The following is a 15,026-nucleotide window of genomic DNA, read 5'->3' as shown; positions in this document are numbered from 1 at the left end:
GGATGTCGATCAGCGGCGCCACCACGGTTGCAGCAGCCTGTCCAACGACCGTGCCTGCGAATCCAGTCGTGGGCCCAGTGCAGCCTGCACGTCCTCAACCGTCCTGGCACGCTCCTCGGCAACGATCCGGCTCAGGTCCTCTGCCGTCACCGCACTCTGCTCGGCCCGCTCCCGCACCTGCTGTAGCTGCTGCTCAGCCTGTCGCACCTGCTCCCGGCCGTCGCGCACTTCCTGTTCCAGCTGCAGGCAACGCTGCTGCAACTCGTGCCCCAGCGTTCCGAGGCGATTGACCTCGTTGCGTGCATCCACCAAGCCGGCATTGACCCGCTCCACTTCTTCGGCGCGCTTGATATTGCTGCCCAGCGTATCGAAAAGGCGATTGATGGGAGAAAACGCGCCCGTGGCGGCGCGCGCCGCCAGGTCAGCCAACGCAGGAACACGCTGCTTGCCGACCAGCAGCACACCCAGGCCATGGGTATGGGTGAACTCGAACGCCGGGTACTGCTGGCTGATCTCGCTCCAGTACTGCCAGACACCGAAACCGCGCTCGCGGACACAGGTGTCGTGGAAGATCACCACCGCCCGGTCGGAGAGCTTGGGCAACCAGGTTTCAAAGTCCTCACGAACTGCATCGTAGGTGTGCAGGCCATCGACATGCAGCAGATCGATCGAGCCCTCTGCGAAGTAAGGAAGGGCTTCGTTGAACCGCATCCGCAGCATTTCCGAAATGCCGGCATAGTTGCGCTGCTGGTACTCGCGCAGTTCGTTGTAGATCTCGTCGCCATAGTAGCCAGCGTGCTCATCGCCCTCCCAGGTATCGACAGCAAACACCCGCGAGGTCAGCCCCTGCTCCTGCACCGCCTGGCAGAGCGCGAGGAACGAGGAGCCACGATGAGTGCCAAGTTCGACGATCGACTGTGGCTGCAGCTGCTCGACCAGCCATGAGGCAAAGGGAATGTGACCCAGCCACGCGCTCAGCGAAAGCTCGCGTGGGGAGATCAGCATGCTGTTCGACAGCGGAAAATCATTCATGGGACAGCCGGGTTCTTTGAAATGGTTGAAGGAATCAGGATGCACTGGCGGCGACAATGAACGCTTCAACATCACTACTGCAGAGCAGTGACTCGAAGGACCGTATACGGTCGATCGGCCAGTTCCACCAGGCAAGCGCCTGCAAACGGGCGATCGTCTTCTCGTCATGACGCTTGCGCACCACCATCGCCGGATTGCCAGCGACAACCGCGTACGCAGGCACATCACGCGAAACCACGGCGCCTGCGCCAATGCATGCACCATCGCCCACGGTGACGCCGGAAACGATCATCGCGCCATGCCCGATCCAGACATCGTTGCCGATGCGGGTGGGGCCCTTGGTATGCGGGTGGCCGTCGTGGCCCGCGCCAGGGGAATTCAACGCGATGCGCAACGGATAGGTGGTCACCCAATCCAGGCGGTGCTCGCCCCCGCCAAAGATCACTACATCATCAGCGATCGAACAGAACGCACCGATCTCGATGCGCTCACCTTCCGACCACACCTTCAGCTGCGGAGAACCGTAGGTGTATCGACCGACGCTGATTCGAGGGTCATCACTGGTCAATGGGGGGATGAAACCATGGGCCTCGGTTACTGTCGGCGTGTGCGGGGCGGTCACGGCTCTTCTCCCATCCGCTGCGGCTCCCCGGTACGGACCATGGTCACTTCCTCGAACGGGATACCGACCAGACCATAGCGGAGCGTGGGCGACGCCACCCGGATCAACACAGCATCGTGCAGCCAGGCATGCTGCGTGTTGGTGTACGGGTCGCCTTCGGCGATCGAGACAGTCATCGAGTACTCGCCGTTGGGCAGCAGTGGCAGGGTGAACCGGAACGACGCCTCCAACCCGGTCCCCCCCTCCACTTCCATCGGCGGTTGGATGTAGGTGTAGGTATGTTCGCCGAACAGCGATTGCCCCAGGCGATCCTTGACGAAGAATCCGATCAGCGGGCTGGTCAGCGGGTCGTGTGCGGTCGCGCGGATCTTCAGCACCACATGCTCGCCACCGACGAAGGTAGTGAAAGGTTCACCGTCTTCGTTGCACAGGGTGACCGAATCGATGCTCGCCACGCCGGACTGCCAGCCGGCCGAATTGGCGACGTTGTCGAACAACTCGACCTTCAGGTCCTTCTCGATGCGTGCGGGCGCCGGCGTGCCGGGAGGTGCATCCGCGGCTCGGGCAGCGGCCTGGCGCGACTGCAGCTTGACGGTGTCGCCATACACTTCCTGTGAGCAGTATTCGATGTAGGCGTTGCAGGTGTCCTGCGCGGTGCCATGCATGCGCATGTCACCGCGATCCAGCCAGACGGCACTCTGGCAGAAGTTCAGCACCGAAGAGGTGTCGTGGCTGACGAACAGCAGCGTGCCGTTTTCGCGGAACTTGCGCAGGTAGCGCATGCATTTCTGCACGAAGATCGCGTCACCAACCGCCAGCGCCTCATCGATCACCAGGATATCGGCATCGACGTGCGCGATCACCGCGAATGCCAGGCGCACGTACATGCCGCTGGAATAGGTCTTGACCGGCTGTTCGAGGAAGTCACCGATATCGGCAAATGCCACGATATCGTCATACTTGCGATCGATCTCCTCGCGCGAAAGGCCGAGGATCGAGGCGCTCATGTAGACATTCTCGCGCCCGGTGAATTCCGGATTGAAGCCGGCACCGAGCTCCAGCAGTGCGGCCACCCGGCCCCGCACGGTCACTTCACCGTGGGTTGGCTGCAGGGTGCCGCAGATGATCTGCAGCAGCGTCGACTTGCCCGAGCCGTTGCGGCCGACGATACCCACCGTGTCACCACGGCGCACCTCGAAATCGACGCCCTTCAATGCCCAGAATTCGCGGTAGTACATGCCGCCGGGGCGTCCCAGCAGCCGCGACAGTCGCGGCAGGACAGCCTGCTTGAGGCGGTCCTGCGGCTGCGCGTACACCTGGAAGCACTTGGTGACACCGGACACCCGGATCGCAAGATCGTCCGGTTCGTGCGTGGATCCATTAGATGACATCGGCGAACCCCCGGCGCATTTTGTGGAAGCAGACATAGCCAAGCCATGCGACGACAGCAGCGAAGACGGCGTACTTGCCCAAGCCGATGAAATCGGGCGCCTTGCCCCAGATCAGCACTTCCCGCGACTGTTCGATGATGAACGTCAGCGGATTCAAGTAGATCCACTTGCGCATGTTTTCCGGCAGTGCGTTCACTGGATAGAACACCGGCGCCAGGAACAGCAGCACAGTGGTGAAGATGCCGGTCATCTGGCCGATGTCGCGCACGAACACGCCCAGCGCCGACAACAGCCAGGCCAGGCCCATCGTAAACAGCACCAGCGGGAACACCACCAACGGGAAATACAGTGCGGTCAAGGGCAGGACGCCACGGATCAGCAACTGCGCAAGCAGCAGCACCACCAGGGTCACAAGCGCATGGAACAACGCCGCCCCCATCGCCACCCAGGGCAGCGTATCGAGGGGGAACACCACGCGTTTGACGTAGCTGGCATTGCCCACAATCAGGCTGGGGGCGCGGTTGACGCACTCCGCAAAGATGCCGTGCACGAGGATGCCAACGAACAGGATGATCGCGAAATCACCCTTGTGTGCCACATCACCACCCCATCGGGCATTGAAGACCACCGAGAACACGAAGGTGTACACGGCGAGCATCAGCAACGGGTTGAAGAACGACCACGCCAGGCCCATCAACGAGCCACGGTAGCGGCTGATGACCTCGCGCTTGGCCAGCTGGTAGATCAAGACGCGGTTGCCGAGAAAACTGCGCACCATCGCCAGCGGCGAAACCGAGGTCTTGGCGGACGACACGGTCATCGGATTCACGCAGCAGTACTCGCCAGCGCCCGCTCAAGATCCACCTGCAGATCCCCCAGGTCCTCAACACCCACGCTCAGCCTTACCAGTGCATCACTGATGCCCAGCTGCTCGCGGCGTGCCACCGGGATCGACGCATGCGTCATCACCGCCGGGTGGTTCACCAGGCTTTCCACCCCGCCCAGCGACTCGGCCAGGGTGAACAGTTCGGTCTTCTCGCAGAAGCGCTTGGCCGCCTCGAAACCACCCTTCAGCACGATCGAGACGATGCCGCCGTAGCCGGCCATCTGCTTGCCCGCCAGCTCATGCTGCGGGTGCGAGGCCAGGCCCGGGTAGATCACCTTCTCCACCGCCGGGTGCTTTTCCAGCCACTGTGCAAGCGCCATCGCGTTGGCGCAGTGCGCCTTCATGCGCAGCGGCAGGGTCTTCAGGCCACGCAATGCGAGGAAGCTGTCGAACGGGCCCTGCACGCCACCCACCGAGTTCTGCAGGAAGGCCATCTGCTCGGCCAGTTCGGCGTTGTCGCCGACCACGACCATGCCACCGACCATGTCCGAATGGCCGTTGAGGTACTTGGTGGCCGAATGCAGCACCAGGTCCGCGCCCAGCTCCAGCGGACGCTGCAGCATCGGCGAGGCGAAGGTGTTGTCGACCACTACGATCAGGCCATGGCGCTTGGCGATGGCGGCGACCGCGGCGATGTCCACGATCTTCAGCATCGGGTTGGTGGGAGTTTCAATCCACACCATCTTGGTCTTCGGGGTGATTGCCGCTTCGAAGGCCGCCAGATCGGTCAGGTCGACGAAGCTGAAGTCCAGTGCGGCGGTGCGGCGGCGCACGCGCTCGAACAGGCGGAAGCTGCCGCCATAGATGTCGTCCATTGCCACCACGTGGCTGCCAGCATCCAGCAGCTCGATCACGGTGGAGCTGGCAGCCATGCCCGACGCGAAGGCGAAGCCACGGGTGCCGCCTTCCAGCGAGGCCACGCAACGCTCGTAGGCGAAGCGGGTCGGGTTGTGGGTACGCGAGTACTCGAAGCCCTGGTGCTCGCCCGGGCTGGACTGCGCATAGGTCGAGGTGGCGTAGATCGGCGGCATCACCGCGCCGGTGCTCGGGTCGGGCGACTGGCCGCCATGGATGGCCAGGGTGGCCAGCGCCAGCGCGCGGTCCGGGGAAGAAGCGTTGGACATGTCGTTTCCTGATTGGCGCCGATGACCGGCGCCGTCGAAGGAGCGGGAGTCTATCAGCGCGGCCTTAACGAGCTTTGACGCGGATAAACCGGGATTCAGCAGCGATCTGCGGCGATAAACGCCTTACTGAACGCGCCGACGCAGGTAATTCAGCAGGTCGATGCGGGTGATCAGGCCGAGGAAGGTGTCACCGTCCATCACGATGGCCACCTGGCCGCGGTCGAACACCGGCAGCAGCGCCTCGATCGGCGACTTCACATCCAGGCGATCCAGCTTGCTGACCATCGCGGTGGCCACCGGGTCACGGAAGCGTGCTTCGTCGCCGTAGACGTGCAGCAGCACGTCGCTTTCGTCGACGATGCCGACCAGCTGGTCACCGTCCAGCACCGGCAGCTGCGACACGTCATACAGCTTCATGCGCTGATAGGCGGTGGTCAGCAGGTCGTTCGGGCCGATCACGACGGTGTCGCGCTGGCCGTACGGGCGCAGGATCAGGTCGCGCAGGTCACCGTGCTGCGGGCGCTCAAGGAAGCCGTTGTCCAGCATCCAGTAGTCGTTGTACATCTTCGACAGGTACTTGTTGCCGGTGTCGCAGACCAGCACCAGCACTTTCTTCGGCGTGGTCTGCTCCTTGCAGTACTTCAGCGCCGCCGCCAGCAGGGTGCCGGTCGAGGAGCCACCGAGGATGCCTTCCTTGCCCAGCAGCTCACGCGCGGTATGGAAGCTCTCCGCGTCGGTGATGGCGTAGGCCTTCTTCACACGGCTGAAATCGGAGATCGAGGGCAGGAAATCCTCGCCGATGCCTTCCACCAGCCAGCTGCCCGACTTGTCGTTGAGCACGCCGTCGTTGATGTACTCGGCCAGGATGGAGCCGACCGGGTCGGCCAGCACCAGCTCGGTCTTCGGCGACAGCGTGGCGAAGGCGCGCGACAGGCCGGTCATGGTGCCGGAGCTGCCGCAGCCGAACACGATGGCATCCAGATCGCCATCCATCTGCTCGAGGATCTCCGGGCCGGTGCCGAATTCATGCGCGGCCGGGTTGTCCGGGTTGCCGAACTGGTTGACGAAGTAGGCGCCCGGGGTCTGCTCGGCGATGGTCTTGGCCAGGTCCTGGTAATACTCCGGGTGGCCCTTGGCCACGTCCGAGCGGGTCAGGCGCACTTCGGCACCCATCGCCTTCAGGTTGAAGATCTTTTCCCGGCTCATCTTGTCCGGGACCACCAGGATCAGCTTGTAGCCCTTCTGCTGGGCCACCAGCGCCAGGCCCAGGCCGGTATTGCCGGCGGTGCCTTCCACCAGGGTGGCGCCGGGCTTGAGGTCGCCGCGCTTCTCTGCCGCTTCGATCATCGACAGGCCGATGCGATCCTTGATCGATCCGCCCGGGTTGGCGCTTTCGAGCTTCAGGTAGAGCTCGCAGACGCCAGCATCCAGGCGCTGGGCCTTGACGATAGGGGTCTGGCCGATGAGTTCGAGGACGGAAGAATGGATGGGCATTCGGGGGACTTCGGTTCGCGCCACACAGGGCCGGACCGGTGATTATCCGATGGATGGCGACGAAAGTCAGGAGTAGGGCGTGCCGACCAACGGTCGGCACCCACAGGCACTCGCAGGCCCCTCCGGCACCCACCAGCTCGGCTGGCGGCCCAAGGGGATGCGGACGGCCCCGGATCGACGAGGAGACCGGTACCGCCCGCATCGGGGGACGTGCCTGCGGGGCCAAGGCACCACCGCGTGTGGTGCCTTGGCGCGACGCCTGCGTTCAGCGGCGCCGCGTTGCCAGGTCAGGAGAGCCTGGCAGGGCCATCGATGGCCAGGTCATGCCATTCCGGGCACGACAGGGGTGCGTCAATGCGTGGGGGACGAGGTTGCGAGCGGTGTTTCGTACATTCGCAGAAGGCGTTGCTTGGCCAGCAGCTTCTCGCGCTTCATTCGACCCAGGGTGACATCATCGATCGGGAGTACACCCAACTCCGCATCCATGCACTTCTTGTTCAACTTGCGGTGCTGGTCATGGAGTGCCCGGAACTCCGGATCGCGCGCGCGACGGGCGTCGATCTCGCTCTGGGGCTGATCTTCAAACATGATGGACCTCCTTCGACAGATACACGAACGCCCCGGCCGCAAGGCACGGGGCGTTGTTCATGGAGGAGTGCCGGTCGATGCCCACATGGGTGCCCACAACGACGTGCGGCACTGGCCTGCGCACTTCGATCTGCTGCGGTTCGCGCCCTGCTTGCATCGGCCCGGCCCTCCCATCGTCCGGTCCGCGTTATTGCGTCCCGGACAATTGACCCTACGCTTGCTCTGGACGGGGTTCAAGCCCCTGCGGCAAAAAGACCGAACCCCGCCGAGGCGGGGTTCAGGCTGAATACTCAACACAACGAAAAACAAACAATATCAATCAATTACGGCGCGATGACGACCTCGGCCGAGCGGGCCCGGGTGGAGGCGGCCTTCTTCCCAGCCACCTGGATCCGGCTGCTGGCGACACCGGCCGACACCAGCGCGTCGCGCAGTGCCTCGGCGCGCTTCTGGCCGACGCCATTGGCGCTGTCATAGGCTTCGATGCGGATCCTGCCCTTCTTGCCGATGTTCACGTACTCGGCCAGGGCCTTGGCCTGGTTGCGGGCGCCACCGGACAGGCTCGAGGCCCCGGCCGCAAACGCGTCACCGGCAAAGGTGAAGACCTCGCCGCGGCCATCGAACTTCGAGCCCGGCAGTTTCTGCCCGGACACCAGCTCGGCTTCCTCACGGGCCAGCTTGGCCGCGTTCTGCTGGGCCGAGCTGAGGCGCTGCTGCTGCTTGCCGGCCACGCTGGTCAGGGCGTTCTCGGCATCCTGGCGGGCCAGGGTCTCGGCCTCGGCCGCCTGGCGCAGGCGTTCGGCCTCTTCTGCCTGCATCTGCGCCTGCATGCGCAGCTGTTCGGCTTCCTGCCGGGCACGGGCGGCATCGCGGCGGCTGGCCTCGATCAGCAGATCGCCGCGGGTGCGCTCCAGGCGGTCGACCTCGCGCGCGGCCAGCGCAGCCCGCACGGCGGTCTCGGCGATCTCGACCCGGCGCTCGGCCAGGTAGGTGGCCAGCTCCTGGTCACGGCGCTTGGCCTTCTCCAGGGTGGCGATGGCCTGCTGCGCCTGCATGCGCTCGAAGGCGCCCAGTTCGGCGGTGTCCGGATTGGCCTGGATCGCCATCAGGCGCTGGCTCAGCTGGCCCACCATCGGGTTGTCAGCGGCCAGTGCCAGCGTCGGCAGGGCCAGCAGCGTAGCCAGGGTCAGCGCGGAAATCGTCTTCATCGGCGGTCCTCCCCGGTCGACAACTGGCGCTGCAGCTGGTTGACCTCGTTGCGGCGCAGCTGCAGCTGTGCGGTCGCCGTGGCTTCCTCGCTGCGGGCACGGGCCAGATCGGCGTCAACGGTGGCACGCAGGGCCAGCGCCGGTGCGTTCTTGCGCTCGCGGCGGTCGCCGGCGGCACGCTGGGCCTGCTCCAGCCCCTGGCGGGCCAACCCGATCAGGTCCGGGGCGTACTGGTCGGCGTCGGCCTGGGTGGCCTTGTCCACCGCCTGCCGGGCCTGGGCCAGTTCCAACGCGCCATCCTGCGCCCAGGCGGGAGCAGAGAGTGCGAATGCAAACGCCATCACATACAGGCTGTGGCGCATTCGTGCGAAGCTAAGTCGTTTCATTGGGGAGGCCGTACCGGTTGTCGGTTCGCGGCCATTGTCGTCAAGCCGGTACCGTGCTTGCAACGGGCACCGGCAGCTTCGTTGGGGAAAATTCGCAATGGATATCGGCTACTTCCTGAAGCTGATGACCGAAAAGAACGCTTCGGACATGTTCTTGACCACCGGCGCGCCGGTGTACATCAAGATCGAGGGCAAGCTGTATCCGCTCGGCAATACCGGCCTGCCGCCGGGAATGGTGAAGAAGATCGCCTACTCGCTGATGGACGAGGGCCAGGTGCCGCAGTTCGAGCGCGAGCTGGAACTCAACATGGCCATCGCCCTGGCCGATGCCGGGCGTTTCCGCGTCAACGTGTTCAAGCAGCGCGGTGAAGTGGGCATGGTCATCCGCGCCATCCGCAGCCGGATTCCGAGCATCGAAGAGCTCAACCTGCCGCAGGTGCTGAAGGACGTCATCATGACCCCGCGTGGGCTGGTGCTGGTGGTGGGGTCCACCGGCTCGGGCAAGTCCACCTCGCTGGCGTCGATGATCGACCATCGCAACAGCACCACCACCGGTCACATCCTCACCATCGAGGACCCGATCGAGTACCTGCACAAGCACAAGATGTCCATCGTCAACCAGCGCGAGGTCGGGCTCGATACCCATGCCTTCCACAATGCGCTGAAGAACGCGATGCGTGAAGCGCCGGACGTGATCCTGATCGGCGAGATCCTGGATGCCGAAACGATGGAGGCGGCGATCGCCTTCGCCGAAACCGGGCACCTGTGCTTGGCCACCCTGCACTCCAACAACGCCGACCAGACCATCGAGCGCATCCTCAACTTCTTCCCGGAAAGCGCGCACAAGAACGTGCTGATGAACTTGGCGCTGAACCTGCGTGCGGTGATCAGCCAGCGTCTGGTGAAGAACAAGGAGGGGCGCCGCCTGCCGGCCACCGAAGTACTGATCAACACGCCGATGATCCGCGACCTGCTGCGTCGCGGCCAGGTACACGAGATCAAGGCGGCGATGGAGGCTTCGCTGGAAGAAGGCATGGAGAGCTTCGACCAGTGCCTGTTCCGGTTGGCCAAGAACGGCACCATCGATCAGGAAGAAGCACTGCGCGCGGCCGACTCGCGCGATGGCTTGGCGCTGAAGTTCCGCCTGTCAGAAGGCGGCAGCGGCGAGCACGATCCGTATGCGGACTTCTCGGCCGGCGCGCCGAGCATTACCCACGGGTTCTGACGGCGCGCCCGCCAGGCATGGCCCGGCGCTACCGGACGCGTGGTGGTAGCGCCGGTCCATGCCCGGCGGAATCCTGAAGAGTTAAGGGGCGGTCTCATCCAATGAGACCCCTCGTGCGTAGGTTTCTTCAATGGAAACCATACGCAAGCTGGCTATCCTTGCAGATGCCGCCAAGTACGATGCCTCCTGCGCCTCCAGTGGTGCGGGCAAGCGCGATTCGCGCGCCTCCGGCGGCATCGGCAGTACCGAGGGCATGGGCATCTGCCACAGCTACACGCCCGATGGCCGCTGCGTGTCGCTGCTGAAGATCCTGCTGACCAACTTCTGCGTGTACGACTGCGCCTATTGCGTGAACCGGGTGTCCAGCAACGTGCCGCGCGCGCGTTTCAGCGTGGACGAGGTGGTCACGCTCACCCTGGACTTCTACAAGCGCAATTACATCGAAGGGCTGTTTCTTTCCAGCGGCATCATCCGCAACGCGGACTACACGATGGAGCGCATGGTGGAGGTGGCACGCCGGCTGCGCGAGGAGCACCGATACGCCGGCTACATCCACCTGAAGACGATCCCCGAGGCATCGCCAGAACTTCTGGCCGCTGCGGGTCGTTACGCCGATCGCCTGTCGATCAATGTCGAACTGCCCACCGAGGCGGGCCTGGCCACCCTCGCCCCGGAAAAGACCAGCACATCGATCCGCGGCGCGATGGGTGAACTGCGCTGGCGCATCGAAGAAGCCAAGGAGGCCCGCAAGGCGCCGGCAGTGATCGCACCGGTTTCCAGCCGCGGCGCGCGTCCTCGCCCTCCCCGCTTTGCACCCGCCGGGCAGAGCACGCAGATGATCGTCGGCGCCGACGGTGCCAGCGACCAGCAGATCCTGACCAGTGCCGACAGCCTCTACGGCAACTACCGCATGCGCCGGGTGTACTACTCCGCCTTCAGCCCGATTCCCGATGCGAGCCGCCAGCTGCCGCTGCAGCCACCTCCGCTGCAGCGCGAGCACCGTCTGTACCAGGCCGACTGGCTGCTGCGTTTCTACGGCTACGGCGTGGAGGAGATCACCGACACCACCCAGGGCGGCATGCTGGATCTGGACATCGATCCGAAGATGGCCTGGGCGATCCGCCATCCCGAACGCTTCCCGGTGGACCTGAACCTTGCGCCGAAGGAGCTGCTGCTGCGGGTGCCGGGCCTGGGAGTGCGCAACGTCAAGCGCGTGCTGATGGCACGCCGCCACGGTCGCCTGCGGGTGGCCGACGTTGCACGACTGAAGGCGCCGATGAGCAAACTGCTGCCGTTCGTGCAGCTGGCCGACCACCATCCGCGCAGTGCGCTGGATGATCCGGCGGCGCTGCGCGCGAAGCTGGCGCCACCACCCCGCCAGGGCTCGCTGTTCGATGCCACGCCCGCTGCCTGAGCTGCAGCGCTGGTCGCTGCGCGTAGACCCGCCGTGGTCGCTGGATGCCTGGCGCGGTGCGGCGCGTGAGGCCTTGCTGCGCCGCGTGCTGCCGGAACAGCTGGACTGGATCACGGGCAGCGAAGCGTCGCTGCTGGACGCGCCGGCGGTGCAGCAGGCGCCACTGCCCGACGGCGCCACCGTCCCGAACGTGCCGCGCGACTTCGTCGAACTGGCCGCTACCTGCCTGTGCCATCGCGATCCGCAGCGCCTGCCGCTGCTGTACCGCCTGCTGTGGCGCATCGCGCATGGCGAACGCACGGTGCTGTCCAATCCGGCCGACGCCGATGTGCTGCGGTTGATGGCGCTGGCGCAGGCGGTGCGCCGCGACATGCACAAGATGAAGGCCTTCGTGCGCTTCCGGGAGGTGCCGGGCGAGACCGATGCGTTCATCGCCTGGTTCGAGCCCGATCACAACATCGTCGACCGGGTCGCGCCGTTTTTCGCCCGCCGTTTTGCCGGCATGCGCTGGGCGATCCTGACCCCCGCGCGCAGTGTCCGCTGGGATGGCAGCGCACTCTCGTTCGGTGATGGCGGCAGCCGTCGCGATGCACCCGCCGAAGACGCCCGTGAGACGCTGTGGCAGACCTATTACGCCAGCATCTTCAATCCGGCCCGGCTCAACACGCGGATGATGCAGCAGGAAATGCCCGCCCGTTACTGGAAGCATCTTCCCGAAGCGCACCTGTTGCCGGGCCTTGTGCGCGACGCAGCCGGCCGCGTGCAGGAGATGCATGATCGACCGGCACAGGCACCGCAGCGACGTATTCCCGCACGGCCGAATGATGCAACCGATGCCGCTGCGGACAATGGCAGCCTGCAGGCGCTGCGCCAGCAGGCCGCCGTCTGCCGGCAGTGCCCGCTGTGGGAAGCGTCGACCCAGACCGTGTTCGGCGAAGGTCGTGCCGATGCACGCATCATGCTGGTGGGCGAACAGCCCGGTGATGTCGAGGACCTGAGTGGGCGCCCCTTCGCCGGGCCGGCGGGCAAGCTGCTGGGCCGTGCGCTGCAGGAGCTGGGCATCGAACGCAGCGCCCTGTACCTGACCAACGCGGTGAAGCACTTCCATCACGAGCGCCGAGGCAAGGTGCGCCTGCATAAGCGCCCTGAGAGCCGCCATGTGCATGCCTGCCGGCCGTGGCTGCAGGGCGAGATCGCACGGGTGAAGCCGCAGGTGATCGTCTGTCTCGGCGCCACGGCGGCCTCGTCCGTATTTGGTCGCGACTTCAACCTGACGCGCGACCGTGGCCGCTGGCTCACGCTCGAGGATGGCACCCGGGGGTACGCCACCGTGCATCCTGCCTGGGTACTGCGGCAAAAGGATGAGACGCGGCGCGAGGACGCCTACCGGTTGTTCCGCGATGACCTGCGGCAACTGCTGGCGGCCGATTCCGCGCCCACCGGGCATGGCCCGGCGCTACCGCGCGCCGGAGACCGGTAGCGCCAGGCCATGCCCGGCGAGCACAGCGGGACGTCAGGCGGCGTCGACCTGGTTTTCGGGGCGTGCAGCGATGAAGGCATCCAGCTGCTGGCAGGCCGCTTCAATGCGGCGCAGTGTGGGGTATTCCGCCAGGTCCAGGCCGAAGCGATGGGCGTTGTACAGCTGCGGCAACAGGCAGATGTCGGCCAGGCCCGGACGGTCACCGTGGCAGAACGTGCCGGTGTCAGCGCTGTTGGCCAGCATCGTTTCCATTGCGGCAAAGCCCTCGGCCATCCAGTGCAGGGTCCACCGCGTGCGTGCATCGGCCGGCAACTGCAGATCGCGCTCGAGGTACTGCATCACCCGCAGGTTGTTGATCGGGTGGATGTCGCAGGCCACCAGCTGCGCCAGTGCCCGCACCCGTGCGCGGCCAGCGGCGTCGGCCGGCAGCAGCGGCACCTGCGGGAACCGCTCTTCCAGATACTCCAGGATCGCCAGCGACTGGGTCAGCACGTGGCCGTCATGCAGCAGCGTGGGCACCAGCTGCTGCGGGTTGAGCCCGCGATAGGCGTCATGGTGCTGCTCGCCGCCCTCGCGCACCAGATGCACCGGTCGTGCTTCGAAGGCCAGGCCTTTCAAGGCCAGGCCGATGCGCACGCGGTAGGCGGCGCTGGATCGCCAGTAGGTGTACAGCACGATGCCGTCGTCGACCGGAATCTCCATCGCCGCCTCCATGCTCAGGGCTTGGCCGCCTGTTCGATGCGCTGCTCGATCGCACCGAAGATGCTGTTGCCGGCGGCATCGAGCATCTCGATGCGCACCACGTCGCCGAAGGACATGAACGGCGTGCTCGGCTTGCCGTCGCGCAGGGTTTCCACCACGCGCTGTTCGGCGAAGCACGAAGCACCCTTGCTGGTGTCTTCGTTGGCGATGGTGCCCGAGCCGACGATGGTGCCGGCACTGAGCGGGCGCGTCTTCGCCGCGTGCGCGACCAGCTGGGCGAAGTTGAACTGCATGTCGACACCCGCTTCCGGCGCACCGAACCACGTCCCGTTGATGTGGGTCAGCAGCGGCAGGTGCACCTTGCTGTCCTGCCAGGCAGCGCCCAGTTCGTCGGGAGTGACGAACACCGGCGACAACGCCGAGCGCGGCTTGGACTGCAGGAAGCCGAAGCCCTTGGCCAGTTCGCCCGGGATCAGGTTGCGCAGCGAGACGTCGTTGACCAGGCCGATCAGCTGGATGTGGCCGGCGGCCTGATCCGGGGTGGCGGCCATCGGCACGTCGTCGGTGATCACCACGATCTCCGCTTCCAGGTCGATGCCGTAGTCCTCGCTGACCACCTTGACCGCATCGCGCGGGCCATGGAAACCGGCGCTGGTGGCCTGGTACATCAGCGGATCACTGTAGAAGCTCTCCGGGACCTCGGCGCCGCGCGCGCGACGTACGCGCTCGACGTGCGGCAGGTAGGCGCTGCCATCAACGAATTCATAGGCGCGCGGCATCGGCGCGGCCAGGGCCTGCGGGTCCAGGTCGAACACGCCATCGGCGTCACCGGCATTGAGCGACTCATACAGCGCATTCAGACGCGGGGCCAGATGGCTCCAGTCCTCCAGGGCCAACTGCAGGGTGGCGGCGATGCCGGTGGCGCGCACGCCGTGGCGCAGGTCACGCGAGACGACGATCAGGGTGCCGTCGCGGCCGCCTTCCTTCAAGGAACCAAGCTTCATGGTGGGTGTCCGGAGTCGTGGGCAAACAAGTTTCAAGTGTAATCAAATAAGCAGCGTAGCCAAGCTGCAGCGCGGCATCGCCTCACCCTACCGCAGGAGGGGGGCGGCAGGGTTGCACCCTGCACCGGCTTCAAGCCAGAGCAGCGGCCGGAGCAACTGCAACAGCCGGCTCTGGGTTTTCTGCGGGTTGGGCGGGGCGGTATGGGGCTGCAGGACACGCCGTAAACCCATCCATGGGGGCTCGATGGCGCCATCCATGGCGCCAACGGTCCTGCAGCCCCATACCGCCCCGCCTTCGACAGGTTCCCGGTGACGGTTGCATTCGTTCCGGTAGATCCACGCCATGCGTGGATTGATCTCCATCGAAATCGAATATTTCGACAATTGAACGAAGAGCATCCACGCATGGCGTGGATCTACCGTGTCGACCAAGGTCGTCACCCACCAGGAGCGGGCCATGCCATTCCGAC

Annotated in this window: 14 protein-coding genes; 3 read left to right on the top strand and 11 right to left on the bottom strand. The window is 65.3% G+C overall.

All coding sequences use genetic code 11. The annotated features are described in order from the left end of the window. Positions 1-9: 9 nt before the first annotated feature. From CLM74_RS02660 to CLM74_RS02620, 9 genes are all read right to left on the bottom strand, one after another. A complete protein-coding gene (locus tag CLM74_RS02660; protein WP_105163377.1) occupies positions 10-1,032 on the bottom strand; it encodes a class I SAM-dependent methyltransferase in 1,023 nt (340 codons plus the stop codon). Positions 1,033-1,066: 34 nt separating this feature from the next. Further along, entirely contained in the window at positions 1,067-1,654 is a 588-nt protein-coding gene (locus tag CLM74_RS02655; RefSeq protein WP_199776068.1) for a CatB-related O-acetyltransferase, read from the bottom strand. After that, entirely contained in the window at positions 1,651-3,045 is a 1,395-nt protein-coding gene (locus CLM74_RS02650) for an ABC transporter ATP-binding protein (RefSeq protein ID WP_105163376.1), read from the bottom strand. The genes CLM74_RS02655 and CLM74_RS02650 overlap by 4 nt, the downstream gene beginning before the upstream one ends. Further along, the gene (locus CLM74_RS02645; protein WP_105163375.1) at positions 3,035-3,865 is read right to left on the bottom strand and encodes an ABC transporter permease; all 831 of its coding nucleotides are present in this window, start codon (positions 3,863-3,865) and stop codon (positions 3,035-3,037) included. The genes CLM74_RS02650 and CLM74_RS02645 overlap by 11 nt, the downstream gene beginning before the upstream one ends. A 5-nt stretch (positions 3,866-3,870) precedes the next feature. Further along, the gene (locus CLM74_RS02640) at positions 3,871-5,055 is read right to left on the bottom strand and encodes a cystathionine gamma-synthase (protein WP_105163374.1); all 1,185 of its coding nucleotides are present in this window, start codon (positions 5,053-5,055) and stop codon (positions 3,871-3,873) included. A 123-nt stretch (positions 5,056-5,178) separates the two neighbouring features. Beyond that, positions 5,179-6,549, bottom strand: a complete 1,371-nt coding sequence (locus CLM74_RS02635) for a pyridoxal-phosphate dependent enzyme (protein ID WP_025878454.1) — start codon at positions 6,547-6,549, stop codon at positions 5,179-5,181. A 351-nt stretch (positions 6,550-6,900) separates the two neighbouring features. Continuing rightward, the gene (locus CLM74_RS02630) at positions 6,901-7,137 is read right to left on the bottom strand and encodes a YdcH family protein (protein ID WP_025878453.1); all 237 of its coding nucleotides are present in this window, start codon (positions 7,135-7,137) and stop codon (positions 6,901-6,903) included. Positions 7,138-7,460: 323 nt separating this feature from the next. Beyond that, positions 7,461-8,345: an OmpA family protein gene (locus tag CLM74_RS02625; protein ID WP_025878452.1), complete on the bottom strand. Its 885-nt coding sequence runs from the start codon at positions 8,343-8,345 to the stop codon at positions 7,461-7,463. Beyond that, positions 8,342-8,707 (bottom strand): DUF4398 domain-containing protein, encoded by a 366-nt coding sequence (locus CLM74_RS02620; protein ID WP_025878451.1) that lies wholly within the window; start codon positions 8,705-8,707, stop codon positions 8,342-8,344. Before CLM74_RS02620 ends, CLM74_RS02625 begins: the two co-directional genes overlap by 4 nt. Before the next feature lie 121 nt (positions 8,708-8,828). Here CLM74_RS02620 and CLM74_RS02615 point away from each other — a divergent pair, with 121 nt between their 5' ends. The 3 genes from CLM74_RS02615 to CLM74_RS02605 all read left to right on the top strand — a co-directional run bounded on the left by CLM74_RS02615 (position 8,829) and on the right by CLM74_RS02605 (position 12,850). Continuing rightward, a complete protein-coding gene (locus CLM74_RS02615) occupies positions 8,829-9,956 on the top strand; it encodes a PilT/PilU family type 4a pilus ATPase (RefSeq protein ID WP_025878450.1) in 1,128 nt (375 codons plus the stop codon). A gap of 130 nt (positions 9,957-10,086) precedes the next feature. Beyond that, positions 10,087-11,370 carry a putative DNA modification/repair radical SAM protein gene (locus tag CLM74_RS02610; protein WP_105163373.1) on the top strand — a complete coding sequence of 428 codons (1,284 nt, stop codon included), beginning with the start codon at positions 10,087-10,089 and terminating at the stop codon, positions 11,368-11,370. Then, positions 11,351-12,850 (top strand): UdgX family uracil-DNA binding protein, encoded by a 1,500-nt coding sequence (locus tag CLM74_RS02605; RefSeq protein WP_105163372.1) that lies wholly within the window; start codon positions 11,351-11,353, stop codon positions 12,848-12,850. The genes CLM74_RS02610 and CLM74_RS02605 overlap by 20 nt, the downstream gene beginning before the upstream one ends. Before the next feature lie 33 nt (positions 12,851-12,883). Here CLM74_RS02605 and maiA read toward each other — a convergent pair whose 3' ends face one another. Beyond that, entirely contained in the window at positions 12,884-13,552 is a 669-nt protein-coding gene (maiA, locus tag CLM74_RS02600; protein ID WP_105163371.1) for a maleylacetoacetate isomerase, read from the bottom strand. 14 nt (positions 13,553-13,566) lie between these two features. Next, positions 13,567-14,556 (bottom strand): fumarylacetoacetate hydrolase family protein, encoded by a 990-nt coding sequence (locus CLM74_RS02595; RefSeq protein ID WP_080150104.1) that lies wholly within the window; start codon positions 14,554-14,556, stop codon positions 13,567-13,569. Between the last annotated feature and the right edge of the window lie 470 nt (positions 14,557-15,026).

Source organism: Stenotrophomonas sp. MYb57 (assembly GCF_002966815.1).
Classification (GTDB): Bacteria; Pseudomonadota; Gammaproteobacteria; order Xanthomonadales; family Xanthomonadaceae; genus Stenotrophomonas; species Stenotrophomonas indicatrix.
This window is presented reverse-complemented; position numbering and strand designations above follow the sequence as displayed.

Coding starts and splice junctions, on each gene's coding strand:
- CLM74_RS02660 (WP_105163377.1), bottom strand. CDS start 1,032: ATGAATGATTTTCCGCTGTCGAACAGCATGCTGATCTCCCCACGCGAG.
- CLM74_RS02650 (WP_105163376.1), bottom strand. CDS start 3,045: ATGTCATCTAATGGATCCACGCACGAACCGGACGATCTTGCGATCCGG.
- CLM74_RS02645 (WP_105163375.1), bottom strand. CDS start 3,865: ATGACCGTGTCGTCCGCCAAGACCTCGGTTTCGCCGCTGGCGATGGTG.
- CLM74_RS02640 (WP_105163374.1), bottom strand. CDS start 5,055: ATGTCCAACGCTTCTTCCCCGGACCGCGCGCTGGCGCTGGCCACCCTG.
- CLM74_RS02635 (WP_025878454.1), bottom strand. CDS start 6,549: ATGCCCATCCATTCTTCCGTCCTCGAACTCATCGGCCAGACCCCTATC.
- CLM74_RS02630 (WP_025878453.1), bottom strand. CDS start 7,137: ATGTTTGAAGATCAGCCCCAGAGCGAGATCGACGCCCGTCGCGCGCGC.
- CLM74_RS02625 (WP_025878452.1), bottom strand. CDS start 8,345: ATGAAGACGATTTCCGCGCTGACCCTGGCTACGCTGCTGGCCCTGCCG.
- CLM74_RS02620 (WP_025878451.1), bottom strand. CDS start 8,707: ATGCGCCACAGCCTGTATGTGATGGCGTTTGCATTCGCACTCTCTGCT.
- CLM74_RS02615 (WP_025878450.1), top strand. CDS start 8,829: ATGGATATCGGCTACTTCCTGAAGCTGATGACCGAAAAGAACGCTTCG.
- CLM74_RS02610 (WP_105163373.1), top strand. CDS start 10,087: ATGGAAACCATACGCAAGCTGGCTATCCTTGCAGATGCCGCCAAGTAC.
- CLM74_RS02605 (WP_105163372.1), top strand. CDS start 11,351: ATGCCACGCCCGCTGCCTGAGCTGCAGCGCTGGTCGCTGCGCGTAGAC.
- maiA (WP_105163371.1), bottom strand. CDS start 13,552: ATGGAGATTCCGGTCGACGACGGCATCGTGCTGTACACCTACTGGCGA.
- CLM74_RS02595 (WP_080150104.1), bottom strand. CDS start 14,556: ATGAAGCTTGGTTCCTTGAAGGAAGGCGGCCGCGACGGCACCCTGATC.